Below are 13,192 nucleotides of genomic sequence, written 5' to 3' on the forward strand. Positions count from 1 at the left end.
AAACTCATCGTCTCTCATTCTTTATCTTCTACCCATATATATTAAGAAAGGATTGTGCCTGAAAGCAGGAAGTTTAAGATTGGCTTTAGAATGGTTTCATTTTAGATACCAAAAGTTGGTAGCCAATGTAACAATAATCTTGGTTGATAGTTGATTGTTATTTGTTAATTGGGCTACAGTAATTTTCCTCGATCTTTATTTTTTATTCCCTCTTACTTCTTCCTTCTTCCTTCTTTCTTACTTAGCGATCAATGCAGTAAGTTATCTAATACAATTTATTTGAGGATAATTTAACTTTTGTTAAGTATGGTAACCAAGATTACTTTGTAAAAGACAGCTTAAAGTTTATCGCTTTATTTACTGGTATTGATGGTATCAGAATTGCTTTTGAACAAATAGATGCAAAATGTGTATTTTCTTCAGAATTGGATAAATATGCCCAAACAACTTATCAAGCTGATTTCAGAGAAATTTGTTACAGAGATATTACAACAATTAAAACTAAACTAATTCCTGACTTTGATATTTTACTGGAGGCTTTCCCTGTCAACTTTTTAGTTCTATTGGCACAAGAGATAAATTAAAATTGTTCTAGATTAATAAAAATGTGATTCAGTAGTATCTTATTTTTTGGTTCAATTGTGTTCATGGATGAAATAGAAACTCAAAACGGTTTTGCTGAATAACTATGAAGACAGTAAACTATTAGCTCAAAATTGCAATTCTATTTCTTGGCTAGAAAGATATGCGGTCTCGGCTATGCCGAGCGTTGCACGGACAGCCGAAGGCTGGCGCTGCGCGATCGCGCCATGATCCTCAAACTCCCAATAATACTCTCAAAATTTGTCAATAATTTTTCCAGTTGATTTTTGCCACAGAACCCACTAAGTTAATTGTCATTCCTCTGTCATATTTTTCTGTCATTATAGAAAACACCCTTTTATCAAAATTATTTATGTTGCTAAAAATACTTGCAATGAATTTTGCAAGCCAACAACACTGGGGCAAAAGTTATGAAGTTTATAACTAATCATCAAATAAAAATAGCATTGGGTGCCAGCGTTATGTTGGCTTTCGTGGGTTGTTCCTTTCTCAAAAACTCCACCTCCGCCTCTAGCACCGATGATTTATCATCAAATAATCCAGTCTTGTCACAAGAGAATGTTACCGTTGCCAGTGATTTTAGGACAACGACTGTATTGGAGGGTTTAGAACGTCCCTGGAGCATTGCGTGGCTGCCAGATGGAGCAATGTTAATTACTGAGCGACCAGGCAGGTTGCGAATTGCCCGTAATGGAAACTTAGACCCCCAAGAAATTGCAGGAGTCCCCGAAGTTTTAGCATTTGGTCAAGGAGGCTTGATGGATATTTCTCTCCATCCAAATTTTCAAGAAAACAACTTAATTTATCTGACTTATTCTCACGGTAGCGAGTCAGCAAACCACACAAGAGTCGCCAGAGCAACGTTTGATGGTTCTGCCTTAGAAAACTTAGAGGTTATTTTTGAGGTTGACCCAGTTAAAAGTGCTGGTCAGCACTTTGGATCGCGCATTGTTTGGCTGCCTGATAATACGATGTTAGTGGCGATCGGTGATGGTGGCAATCCACCAATTGAAGTGGATGGGGACTTAATCCGCAAACAAGCTCAAAACTTGAATTCTCATCTCGGTAAAGTTGTGCGTTTAAACGATGATGGCTCAATACCGTCAGATAATCCCTTTGTTGGCTCGGCAGATGCTGATTCTGCTGTCTGGAGTTACGGACATCGCAATATTCAAGGCATGACTTTTGATCGAGCTAATAATCGGCTATGGTCAACAGAACACGGTGCTAGAGGTGGAGACGAACTAAATCTGGTGGAAGCTGGCGAAAACTATGGTTGGCCAGAAGTTACCCACAGCGAAGAATATACTGGAGGCGAAATTTCTTCTGAGCGATCGCGTACAGGAATGATCGATCCCAAAGTGGTATGGACTCCTGCAACAGCACCTTCAGGGTTGGCAATTTATACTAGCGATCGCTTTTCCCAATGGCAAGGAAATCTTTTTGCGGGGGGGCTGATTTCTCGCGATGTTCGTCGCATTGAATTGGACGAGGAGGGGAATGTAAGAAGCGAAGAATCGATTCCTATCGGTCAAAGAGTGCGTGATGTACGGCAAAGTCCTGACGGAATGTTATACGTTTTGACAGATGAGGAAAATGGACAATTAATAAGTATCGAACCCGAAGGCGAGTAGAGACGTAATATGTTATGTCTCTATGATTTGATTTAAAACACAATAATTAAAACACAATAGTTAGAAGTAATATCATGATGCATCAAACAAACAATTATTCTATTTGTGCCAAGCAAGATACTAGTGTTGCGAATAGTGATAGTGAGAAAGGTAGTAAAAATTCTGCTCCCTCATCAATGGTCAAACCAACGGCAGTATGGGAGTCGCCAGAGTTTGAAGAGTTCGATCTTTGTATGGAAGTGACAGCTTACGTTCAACAGTGGGACTAATGCTGATACGTATTCTTGGTTCGGCAGCAGGAGGGGGATTTCCTCAATGGAACTGTAATTGTGCTGGTTGTCAAGCTACCCGCAGAGGAGAAAAGGGGGTACATCAACGTACTCAATCATCTCTGGCGGTTCGTGGCACATTAGGCGATTGGTTTTTGGTCAACGCTTCCCCCGATGTGCGTCAACAACTAGAACGTCTTCGTGATGGAACACCCACTTCAATTCGCTCTAGCCCAATTGCAGGAGTACTGTTGAGTGATGGGGAAATTGACCATACCGCAGGATTGATGATTTTACGAGAGTCTAGCAAGCCACTTAATATTTACGGAACAGATACTGTAAAACAGGCATTAACTGAGGGTTTTTCTCTACTGCGGGTATTAAAGGATTACTGCGGGGTGGAGTGGTCGGTTATTGAGCCTGGTTCTGCTGTAAGTTTGGGTAGTAACGGGGAGTCCAGTTTAGAAGTAGAAGCCTTTTTACTTCCTGGTACACCACCTAAATATATGCGTTCTAGTTCTCCAGCAGAAGGAAATTGGGTAGTGGGTTTTACCTTCAGCGATCGCGTTAGTGGAGGTGTTCTTACCTATGCACCAGCATTAGCTGAGTTTACCCCTGCAATCTTAGAGAGGTTTGAATCGAGCGATTGTATTTTGGTAGATGGTACATTTTGGCAAAATGATGAACTGGTAAAACTCGGAATGTCAACCCGTACAGCCTTGGCAATGGGACATTTACCCCTTTCAGGAGCAGATGGCAGCTTAAGTCGTCTTTCCCAACTCTCTTGTTCCCGCAAAATTTTTACCCATATCAACAACACTAATCCTATTCTGATTGATCATTCACCAGAACGCCAAAAGGTTGAAGCAGCAGGAATAGAAGTTGGTTATGACGGTTTAACAATTGAATTATAATTAACTATAACTAGAAAAACATGGTGCAAACAGTTGAGCAGGAGCAAAAACAGTTACCTTGGACAAAAGAAGAATTTGAAACTGCACTTTACGCTCAAAAATCCCAATATCACGATTTGCATCCCTTTCATAAAAGAATGAATGAGGGTCTATTAACACCCCCAGAAATAAAACTCTGGGCAGCTAATCGCTTTTATTATCAGAAAAGCATTCCTCTTAAAGATGCAGCTATTATCTCAAACTGCCCTCATAGGGAAATCAGACGAGAATGGATCGAGCGCATTATCGATCATGATGGACGGGAAAAAGATAAAGGGGGTATTGAAGCTTGGCTTAGGTTGGGTGAAGCTGTGGGGTTACCTCGTGCCGAGCTGCTGGATGAGCGGTATGTCTTACCTGGTGTGCGCTATGCAGTGGATGCCTACGTCAATTTTTGTCGCACTCAGCCCTGGATTTTTGCGATCGCCTCTTCTTTAACAGAGTTGTTCTGTCCTAACGCTATCGAGGTAAGATTAGCTGCCTTAGAGTCCCACTACCAATGGATCGATCCTGCTGGATTTGAGTACTTTCGAGTACGGCTCAAGAAAGCACCCCGTGATGCTCGTTACGCGCTAAATTTAGTTTTAGACAATTGTCAAACTCGTCACAGTCAAGAACAGGCAGTTCAAGCCTTAGCGTTTAAATGCGATCTGCTTTGGAGTCAGCTAGATGCCATTGAGCGAGGCGAAACTCGTTTAAAAGTAATGAGTAATGTAGAGACGTAGCATGCTACGTCTGTAAGAGTAGTGAATAAAAATAATTCATCTCAATTTTTCACAAATGATCGAAGAAAATCAAATTCATGCTCTCGATTATCTGGGTTTATCTGCTGGTGTTCGTCTGCATTGGAGCGAGGTTAGACAGCAACACTGGCTATTATTTCCCGAAGGCGCACTGGCTTTAAATTCTACTGCGGTAGCAATACTTGCTCAATGTAATGGTTATCATTCTTTTGAAGCGATCGCCACAGCCTTGGAAAAACAATTCAGTGATGTCAAAGAGAGCGATCTTCAAGATTTGCTGTCCTACATGATGAAACGAGGACTATTGATTAACCAAGCACAATTATGATTATAGAGCGACCCTTAACACTAATTGCGGAGTTAACTTATCGCTGTCCGTTGCGCTGTCCCTATTGTTCTAATCCCCTCAATTACAGTGACAGTAATTACCGTCAAGAATTAGCGACTGAATATTGGCTCAAAGCGATCTCTCAGGCTGCATCACTGGGAATTCTCCAACTTGGATTTACGGGAGGAGAACCGCTTCTACGGCAGGACTTAGAGATTATGGTAGAAGCAGCAGCAAAGACAGGAATCTATACCAGCTTAATTACAGCAGGTACGCTGCTAACTCCAGATCGGGCAGCTAAACTGCGAGAGTGCGGACTCGATCACATACAAATCAGTATTCAAGATAGCCAAGCAGCTAAATCTGACTATATTGCAGGAATTCCTTCTTTTGAAAAAAAACTGGCTGCTGCACGATTGGTTAAACGGTTAGGATTTCCTTTAACCATTAATGTAGTATTGCATCGTCATAACCTAGACCGCACTGAAGAAATTTTAGAACTGTGTAAAACACTAGAAGCAGATCGGGTAGAATTAGCCAACACTCAATACTATGGTTGGGCTTTATCTAATCGAGATTCGCTATTGCCAACACCAGAGCAGTTAGAACGAGCTAAACAAGCTGTAGCGATCGCCAAACAACAGCGATATTTCCCTATGGGTGTTGTGTATGTGTTGCCCGATTACTATGAAAAATATCCTAAACCCTGCATGGGAGGATGGGGGCAAAAAACAATGGTAATTTCTCCGAATGGGGATGTTCTACCCTGCCAGGTGGCTACTTCTATACCTGAATTAACCTTTACTAACCTTCGTAATGGCACATTAGAATGGATTTGGTTTGAATCAGAAGCCTTTAACCGTTTCCGTGGCATAGATTGGATGGATGAACCGTGTCGTAGTTGTTCTCGTCAAACAATTGATTTCGGGGGTTGTCGCTGTCAAGCTCTATTACTTACGGGTTCGGCGACTGCTACCGATCCAGTTTGTCATTTGTCACCAGAGCATCATCTAATTCTGAAAGCTCAAGAACAAGGACAAGGAAAACAGGAATTTTCTCCGACCTTTACTTACCGTTCAGCTAAGGAATAGATTGTGATACTCCAAAATCCGAACGGCAGCGAAACCTATTACAAAGCCTTTGGCGATCGCAATTCTACAACTCTATTATTGTTACACGGCATCGGTGCAAACCATGCCATGTGGCAGCCACAAATCGACAAATATATAGATGAAGGATATCACCTCCTTCTACCCGATCTTTTTGGTCATGGGCGTTCTTCAAAACTGAACCACATCGATTTGGCTGATTGGCATAATCAAATCAACTGGCTACTAGACCATGAAAATTTGGAAAAGTGTACGCTCATTGGTGTCAGTATGGGTGGCGTTATTGCTCAATCATTCCTAGTGAATCATTTAGACCGAATAGAGAAAATAGTTATTGCTGACTCCTTTGGAGAACTTAGAACACCTAAAGAAAAGCTTTTAGGTTTTTCCCAAGTTATAGGCTTTAACCTATTTAAACTATTAGGCAAAAAGATGCTGGCAAAAGGAATGAGTTTTACCTACACAGCCCCTTATGCTCAGGCAGCTAAAGATTATTTTGGGCAAGTCAGTTTAAATGTGGACTTCAACCAGATGATATTAGCTAGAAAGGCAATTAATCGAATCGATGTGTTAGGGCATCTCAAGGATGTGACCATCCCCGCTTTAGTGATTGTCGGTGCGGACTTTGGGCAGTCATTTATAGACATTAACCGCAAAATTGCCAACGCATTGCCAAACTCTGAGTTTGTCATCTTAGAAAATTCCTGTGACCCTTCTAATTTAGTCAATCCCATTGAGTTCGATCGACAGGTGCTTGATTTTTTAACAAGATAGCAAATCACTAAAGCGTACTCAACAACGTGAGATTAACAGGACTTAGACAATCTTATAAGTAAAAATAATTGGCGATCGCAATCCTAAAACTCTATTATTGTTACATTGCATAAAAATTCACCAACGCCAGCTTTTAGTATGGTTAGAGAAATTATGAACACCGATCAAAAGCCAAAGCATCAAGTTGTTTCTATGAAAACCATTGGAATTCTTGGTGGTATGAGTAGTCAGGCAACGGCTGGATATTATCACTTGATTAACACAGGGATTAACCAGATGTGCGGTGGTTGGAATGCTGCTGAATTATTAATCTGTAGTGTCAACTTCGCTAACATTGAAGCATTTGTACGGGGCGATCGCTGGAATGATGCAGCAAATTATCTTGTCTCTAAGGCAATTCAGCTTGAAAAAGGTGGGGCTGATTTTATTATGATGGCGACAAATACAATGCACCGAGTTGCCCCCCAAATTGAAGCTGCGATTCAAATTCCCCTGATTCATATTGTCGATGTTACCGCAGAAGAAATTAAAAAACACGGTATGACAAAAGTGGGTGTATTGGGAACAAAACCCGTAATGGAAGCCGACTTTTACCGCGATCGCTTTGCTCGTCATCGTCTTTAGGCGATCGCTCCCAAGCCTCAACAATGTGAAGTAATCGACAAGATTATTTTTGATGAGCTAGTTTTTGGTACGCTCAAAGATGAATCACGGCAGATATATATAGAAATTATGCAAGATTTAGTGAAGCGAGGCGCACAAGGTATTGTTTTAGGTTGTACCGAAATTGAAATGCTGGTTAAGCCCGAAGATGTTGTAGGATTAAAACTCTTTGATACCACTACTCTACATTGCCAAAAAGCAGTGAAACTGGCATTAGGTATTGATTCATTACCATCTAACCGTTAAAGAAATTGGTTTGCTCGCTTTAATTCCTAATATTACTCAAAATAATAACTCGTTACCAAGAGCCAAAATAATTAGTTATACGCGATCGGACTTTCCCAAATATTGATTATTTTTCTGACTATTTGATAGTCTACCAATGAACGCACTCTTGAGAGCGAAATTGGCAATCTGAATCACTTTCATAGTATCATTGCTATTTTTTTAAAGGGTTGAAAGCTATTCCGTAAGCCCTAACTAATTTTCTATAGTCAAAGTTGCAACTACCTGATTAACCGTATCTAGAAATCCTTGATAGTTCTTTTTTTCGGCAACACAAGTAATTAAATACACTCGATTATTTCTGATAATAAAAATTTCTTTTTGCTTTAAATTAACATTATCTTTTGACCTTTGATAAGTAATACTTTGTGCAGATTGATTCGCTAATTCAACTGTTTCTTTCTTATAAGCTATATCAGTAATATTAGAATTATTGTTAACTTTATTGATAATTGCTTGTCCATATTCTTCTGGTGTTGTAGATATATTATCGATCGAAATATAGATTTTTTCTTGAAATAAATCTAACTCGTTTTCTAGCGGTGAAGTAAAAACAGCAATGCCTCCTGTTATGGGATCTTCTAATTCTCTGACTGTCCATGCTTGAGGATATTTAAGAGTAATCTGGTAGTTTTCATTGCGATATTCCGTAAAGTTCTGATACGGGTCAGTTTTGCTTCCTATAGTAAACATAAGCCCTGATATTATCAGAAATAGTAAAGCTAAAATGCCAAAAATAATTGGTAACAACAGCGATTTCTGACGCTTTTTTTTCTGTTTGGTAAGAGGCTTGGTTAATTCTACTTCAGCAGAATTATTAGGCGCATCCGTATAAGGAGATGGTAATAAAACAAAATTTTTTGACTTTGCTAGGGATTGTAAAATAGCCTGAGCAGATTGATATCTAGACTGAGGATTATAATTAATCAGATTTTGCAAAACCTTAGCTAACTGAGAGTTGATATTAATTGTTTGTGATGTTTCAATATCCACAATAGAAGCACGGGCATAATTATCTAAATCAGACAAACGAACTTCATGGGGATATTTACCTGTTAAAGCTCGAATTGCAATTGTTCCTAATGCATAAAAATCACTACTAACTTCTGGTTTTCCTGCTTTTTGTTCTGGTGCTAGATAATAATCATGTTGGACAGATGTGGCTGCAATAACATTTGATTTGACAATTTTCTCTTGTAATAAATTCTCTAGACGATCGAAGTCTGCAATAAAAAGCTTTTGGCTACCCGCAGCAAAAATCATATTAGAAGGTTTGAGATTAAGATGTTTTTTTCCTACTTGATGGAGAGTATCTAGGATAGTCAGAGTTTCTTGTATTAGATGAAGTACATCTGCTTCTTCTAGTTGACGATAGCCAATCTCTTCTTCTAACGTTTCCCCCTTAATAAATTCTCTAATAAAGTAAAATTCTTCTCCCCATAAAAAATAATCTAGCACCGCAGGAATTTGGGGATAATTATTAAACTTGCGAATTTTTTGAATTTCTCGAAACAAAAAAATTTTAAATTTTCTACTTGCTTGAAGGTTATTAGCTCTTCTAATATTTGATAGCCGATACTGTTTAATTAAACATTGACCATGTTCTATTTTGTGTTGATCTTCTGCCAAATAAGTGTTGTGAGAAGGTTTTTGTATTAATTGTCTAATAACTAAATAACGCTCGTTTAATAATTGTCCTAGTATTGATTTCATGCCAATCTCGAAAAATTAATCGAGGATAATTAATACTAATAAGATTGCTTTAAAGTACCAAATTAAGTTTGGAAAATCATAAGCAGGAAAAATACTCATATACTTTATCAAGTAGGAGCTTTCTTAAAAATTATCTTAGCAACCCCCACTTTAATCAACTTAAGAATTTGCTGCATTTACTATTTGTAACTACGTTGAGTTAGACTCACATTAGTAAATTCTAATGATTCTTGGTGTAGTAAAGATCGATTGGTTTCTCCCGTATATTCCCAAGCTGCAACATAGCTATAATCTAAATCGTTACGTTGGGCTTCTCCTTCTGGGGTTTGATATTCTTCGCGGAAATGCGCTCCACAGGATTCTTCTCTGTAAAGTGCGTCTTGTGCCATTAGTTGCCCTAATTCTAAAAAATCAGCTACTCTGCCAGCAAATTCGAGATTTTTATTTAAAGTAGTTGCATTGCTTGGTACTTTAACGTTTTGCCAGTATTCTGATTTTAACTGAGTAATTTCTGCCAAAACATCTTTTAATCCCGTTTGATTGCGGGACATTCCCACAGAATCCCATAGTAGTTTGCCCAATTGTCGATGAAACTCCAATACTGTTTTGTCTCCTTTGATACTCAACAATTTACTAACTTGTTCTCTAACTTGGGTTTCTGCTGCTTCAAAAGCAGGATGTTTAGTATCTACAGGAATTAACTCATTACTAGCTAAATAATCACCCAAAGTATAGGGAATCACGAAATAGCCGTCGGCTAAACCTTGCATCAAAGCACTCGCCCCCAAACGGTTAGCACCATGATCGGAAAAATTAGCTTCTCCTAAAACGTGTAACCCAGGAATAGTACTCATCAGGTTATAGTCTACCCACAATCCTCCCATTGTGTAATGGACTGCGGGGTAAATCCGCATCGGCACTTTGTAAGGATTTTCGTCAGTGATGCGTTGATACATCTCAAATAGATTACCATACTTAGAAGCGATCGCTTTTTCTCCTTGTTGATTAATAGCATCGCGAAAATCTAAATAGACAGCTAGTCCAGTTTTACCTACTCCTCTACCTTCGTCTGTAACTTTTTTGGCATTTCGAGAAGCTACATCACGGGGTACTAAATTACCAAAGCTAGGATATCTTGTTTCTAAATAATAGTCTCTCTCTACTTCAGGAATCGCATCTGGATGTCTGGTATCTTTGGAGTCTTTTGGTACCCACACGCGCCCATCATTACGTAACCCTTCACTCATCAGAGTTAATTTTGATTGATAGTCTCCCGATACGGGAATACAAGTAGGGTGGATTTGGGTATAACAAGGATTGGCAAATAACGCGCCTTTTTTGTGACAACGCCAAGCAGCCGTTACATTGGAGTTTTTAGCATTGGTAGAGAGATAATATACATTGCTGTAACCACCAGTACAGAGTAAAACAGCATCCCCCGCATATTTTTCGATCTCGCCTGTCACCAAATTACGAACAATAATCCCTCTAGCAAAGCCATCAACTAGCACCAAATCCAGCATTTCCCGACGAGCCAACATCTCGATTTTTCCCGCATTAATTTGCCGAGACATGGCACTATAAGCACCCAATAGTAATTGTTGCCCAGTTTGCCCTTTAGCATAAAAGGTTCTGGATACTTGCGCCCCACCAAAAGAACGATTTGCTAGCAATCCACTGTACTCTCTAGCAAAAGGGACACCTTGAGCGGTACATTGATCGATAATGCTGTTACTAATCTGGGCTAAACGATAAACATTAGCTTCCCTGGAACGATAATCTCCTCCTTTGATGGTGTCGTAAAATAACCGCCATACTGTATCCCCGTCATTAGGATAGTTTTTTGCCCCGTTAATGCCACCTTGAGCAGCTATACTGTGGGCGCGACGGGGAGAATCTTGAATGCAAAAACTTTTGACATTGTAGCCCAGTTCCGCCAGAGTAGCAGCAGCAGAAGCTCCCGCTAAACCAGTACCAACAATCAAGATAGTATATTTTTTCTTATTGGCAGGGCTAATTAACTTACAGTGATCTTTATAGTAGTCCCATTTGTCTTGTAATTTACTAGGGGGAATTTTGGGATCGAGTTTCATGGAATTATTGAGGTTGAGCAATATTGTTCTCTAATTACTTAATATTAGACATTAGCAAAGAACAAGCAACATTCATGAAGTCGTGATGTCAGTATTGCTTCCCCTGCTTCCTCTTTTTTTCTCTTGCTTCCTCTACTTCCCAAAAATTCACGACATAAGACTTAAATGTGTTATTCTATTTATTGACTCGGACCCATGCGGTTGTAACGCCCAAACTTTGTCAGGACCTAGCGGTAGCAGCAATACGGGATGCTTATAACAGGCGTGGACTTCGGGTCTTCGCTATGCAGTTACACGTTATTTATTAAGAATTGTTGAGAACTTTCCAAGTTATCAAAGAGGTTTTTCGAGGGTTATTAATGGGAGTCCCACCAATCACTCGGTTGATGATAGACCCCAATGAATAAATTAAGGCTAGCTTGTGTAAAGAAGCCGGATCGACTATAATTCTGTAGTAGCAATCAGGGCGATTGGCGGAATTGGTAGACGCACCACACTCAAAATGTGGCGAGAAATCGTGAGAGTTCGAGTCTCTCATCGCCCATCTGAATTAAACATTAGGACTGACGAGACTTTCACTCTCACGCTTTCCACTTACATTTTTAACTTATACTCAAAAATTACTCACTTACCTGTTATTCCCATATGGGCAAATGGGTAAAAAAGAGTAATTTAAGCGACATCATAAAAACTTGATTTAAATTTATCTAAAATGTAAAGTAAGAAAAGACCAGGCATTATAAAGCACCTAGTCTACGTCGTCAAATCTGATATTTACTCTGAATTATTAGCTGGATACTCAGTGAAACGAGCCAAAAACTGACAACAGAAAATTAGTCAGTGAGAAAATAAGATTGAACTATGAAATCAATTTGGTTGACAGTTGACATTCAATAGACAAAGTATCAACTGCTTTAAACACTCCCTGTGTATAAATTTCAAGCATTTCGGTTGACAGTTGACAAGTAGACAAAATTCTTGAAAGTAGAGAAAAAATGCCATTAAATACCAAATGCCAAATACAGTCAGTGAAGGGGGAAAGAAATTATCTGTTTGGAATAGAATTTAGGACAGACTATCCAACAGTAAATTCTGGTCTGACTTATTAGTTGTATCACATTATGTATCACAACTGAGCTTAAAGTCTCACTAGATGAAATGTTGTACATAATGTACAACAACTGACTTTGATAGCCTTACAGCAAATAAATTAGTAGTACTAATAGTATTACTAATTTATCTGGTATTAATTAGATAGCAGTTAAGAAGAATTTAAGTGTTAAGGCATTTGAAATATCATTAAATATTTGCTTCTACAAATTCACCATCTTTTCTAATCACTTTTCTAAGCTCATTAATTTGAGGGAGTGAATCACCATTATCTCTAACTAAATAGGTAGTAATTCCTCCTTTACCTTCCCATATCGTAATAACCTCGATTTCCCCTGAATTAGATTTCTTAATATCAACAATCGTTCCTATAAGTCTTTTTGTCTGTGTAGGATCAGCAATTCTCATTTTGAAAAGAAACAAAGAAATTGTTCTCTATTTAATTAAGAGAACAAAGAAGAGAATCAAGTTTTGAAGTGCAAAATAATTAAAATATAATTACAACCAAGGAAAAAATCGGCATAATAAATTTATCTCAACTCAAAAATAGGGTTGAAATTTGTCAAAAAAAGTCAGTTATTAGCCATAAAAACCAAGCATCACCTCCCTGAAATAATTTTTGATACTTTAACTAGAATTAGATGGAGAATTAGTCAGATTATCAGTAACAATAAAATCAAACAAATCCTGCCAAGTTGCAAACCAAAAATACTTGAGCAATGTCCGAATATCATTAAAAAAGCTGCGACGACTGACTAACAACTCACGAACTCTCTTATAACCCACCTTCCGCACGTCAAAGTGTAATATAAAGTAATCAAAAAACGGACGAAGAAAAGACGAAGATCGACAGTCATAAATATCCAGAAAGTCTCCAGTGATGGACAGAAATCAATAATCCGTTGAATTAGTTAT

At 38.7% G+C, this 13,192-nt stretch carries 12 protein-coding genes, 1 tRNA gene, 1 other RNA gene and 1 pseudogene; 11 read left to right on the forward strand and 4 right to left on the reverse strand.

Translation table 11 applies throughout. From position 1 onward, the window contains the following. The first annotated feature begins 395 nt into the window (after positions 1-395). From H1P_RS39715 to H1P_RS38695, 9 genes and pseudogenes are all read left to right on the forward strand, one after another. Entirely contained in the window at positions 396-584 is a 189-nt protein-coding gene (locus H1P_RS39715) for a DNA cytosine methyltransferase (RefSeq protein ID WP_342799639.1), read from the forward strand. A 429-nt stretch (positions 585-1,013) separates the two neighbouring features. After that, positions 1,014-2,237, forward strand: coding sequence for a PQQ-dependent sugar dehydrogenase (locus H1P_RS34045; protein ID WP_144876011.1), 1,224 nt, complete (start codon positions 1,014-1,016; stop codon positions 2,235-2,237). 74 nt (positions 2,238-2,311) lie between these two features. After that, complete coding sequence (gene pqqA, locus H1P_RS34050) at positions 2,312-2,506, forward strand: pyrroloquinoline quinone precursor peptide PqqA (protein WP_144876013.1); 195 nt, start codon at positions 2,312-2,314, stop codon at positions 2,504-2,506. Continuing rightward, the gene (pqqB, locus tag H1P_RS34055) at positions 2,506-3,420 is read left to right on the forward strand and encodes a pyrroloquinoline quinone biosynthesis protein PqqB (protein ID WP_144876015.1); all 915 of its coding nucleotides are present in this window, start codon (positions 2,506-2,508) and stop codon (positions 3,418-3,420) included. The genes pqqA and pqqB overlap by 1 nt, the downstream gene beginning before the upstream one ends. A 20-nt stretch (positions 3,421-3,440) precedes the next feature. Beyond that, positions 3,441-4,184 carry a pyrroloquinoline-quinone synthase PqqC gene (gene pqqC / locus H1P_RS34060; RefSeq protein WP_144876017.1) on the forward strand — a complete coding sequence of 248 codons (744 nt, stop codon included), beginning with the start codon at positions 3,441-3,443 and terminating at the stop codon, positions 4,182-4,184. Positions 4,185-4,239: 55 nt separating this feature from the next. After that, positions 4,240-4,530, forward strand: a complete 291-nt coding sequence (gene pqqD, locus H1P_RS34065) for a pyrroloquinoline quinone biosynthesis peptide chaperone PqqD (protein ID WP_144876019.1) — start codon at positions 4,240-4,242, stop codon at positions 4,528-4,530. Beyond that, the gene (gene pqqE, locus H1P_RS34070) at positions 4,527-5,621 is read left to right on the forward strand and encodes a pyrroloquinoline quinone biosynthesis protein PqqE (RefSeq protein ID WP_144876021.1); all 1,095 of its coding nucleotides are present in this window, start codon (positions 4,527-4,529) and stop codon (positions 5,619-5,621) included. The genes pqqD and pqqE overlap by 4 nt, the downstream gene beginning before the upstream one ends. Before the next feature lie 3 nt (positions 5,622-5,624). Next, positions 5,625-6,413 carry an alpha/beta fold hydrolase gene (locus tag H1P_RS34075; RefSeq protein WP_144876024.1) on the forward strand — a complete coding sequence of 263 codons (789 nt, stop codon included), beginning with the start codon at positions 5,625-5,627 and terminating at the stop codon, positions 6,411-6,413. Positions 6,414-6,605: 192 nt separating this feature from the next. Then, positions 6,606-7,322: pseudogene (locus H1P_RS38695) on the forward strand (aspartate/glutamate racemase family protein). Between the two features lie 234 nt (positions 7,323-7,556). Here the strand turns inward: H1P_RS38695 and H1P_RS34085 are convergent. Both H1P_RS34085 and H1P_RS34090 read right to left on the reverse strand, forming a co-directional pair. Next, a complete protein-coding gene (locus tag H1P_RS34085; RefSeq protein WP_144876026.1) occupies positions 7,557-9,074 on the reverse strand; it encodes a protein kinase domain-containing protein in 1,518 nt (505 codons plus the stop codon). Positions 9,075-9,253: 179 nt separating this feature from the next. Next, a complete protein-coding gene (locus H1P_RS34090; RefSeq protein ID WP_144876028.1) occupies positions 9,254-11,167 on the reverse strand; it encodes a fumarate reductase/succinate dehydrogenase flavoprotein subunit in 1,914 nt (637 codons plus the stop codon). Between the two features lie 184 nt (positions 11,168-11,351). Between H1P_RS34090 and ffs the strand changes: the two genes are divergently transcribed. After that, an RNA gene (ffs, locus tag H1P_RS34095) (signal recognition particle sRNA small type) lies at positions 11,352-11,448 on the forward strand. 183 nt (positions 11,449-11,631) lie between these two features. Next, positions 11,632-11,711, forward strand: a tRNA-Leu gene (locus H1P_RS34100). Between the two features lie 755 nt (positions 11,712-12,466). Here the strand turns inward: H1P_RS34100 and H1P_RS34105 are convergent. Next, positions 12,467-12,685, reverse strand: coding sequence for a hypothetical protein (locus H1P_RS34105; protein WP_144876030.1), 219 nt, complete (start codon positions 12,683-12,685; stop codon positions 12,467-12,469). A 219-nt stretch (positions 12,686-12,904) separates the two neighbouring features. Beyond that, positions 12,905-13,063: a hypothetical protein gene (locus H1P_RS37075; RefSeq protein WP_186376318.1), complete on the reverse strand. Its 159-nt coding sequence runs from the start codon at positions 13,061-13,063 to the stop codon at positions 12,905-12,907. Positions 13,064-13,192 lie beyond the last annotated feature (129 nt).

The organism is Hyella patelloides LEGE 07179, assembly GCF_900659865.1.
GTDB classification, from domain to species: Bacteria; Cyanobacteriota; Cyanobacteriia; order Cyanobacteriales; family Xenococcaceae; genus Hyella; species Hyella patelloides.

Coding starts and splice junctions, on each gene's coding strand:
- H1P_RS34045 (WP_144876011.1), top strand. CDS start 1,014: ATGAAGTTTATAACTAATCATCAAATAAAAATAGCATTGGGTGCCAGC.
- pqqA (WP_144876013.1), top strand. CDS start 2,312: ATGATGCATCAAACAAACAATTATTCTATTTGTGCCAAGCAAGATACT.
- pqqB (WP_144876015.1), top strand. CDS start 2,506: ATGCTGATACGTATTCTTGGTTCGGCAGCAGGAGGGGGATTTCCTCAA.
- pqqC (WP_144876017.1), top strand. CDS start 3,441: ATGGTGCAAACAGTTGAGCAGGAGCAAAAACAGTTACCTTGGACAAAA.
- pqqD (WP_144876019.1), top strand. CDS start 4,240: ATGATCGAAGAAAATCAAATTCATGCTCTCGATTATCTGGGTTTATCT.
- pqqE (WP_144876021.1), top strand. CDS start 4,527: ATGATTATAGAGCGACCCTTAACACTAATTGCGGAGTTAACTTATCGC.
- H1P_RS34085 (WP_144876026.1), bottom strand. CDS start 9,074: ATGAAATCAATACTAGGACAATTATTAAACGAGCGTTATTTAGTTATT.
- H1P_RS34090 (WP_144876028.1), bottom strand. CDS start 11,167: ATGAAACTCGATCCCAAAATTCCCCCTAGTAAATTACAAGACAAATGG.
- H1P_RS34105 (WP_144876030.1), bottom strand. CDS start 12,685: ATGAGAATTGCTGATCCTACACAGACAAAAAGACTTATAGGAACGATT.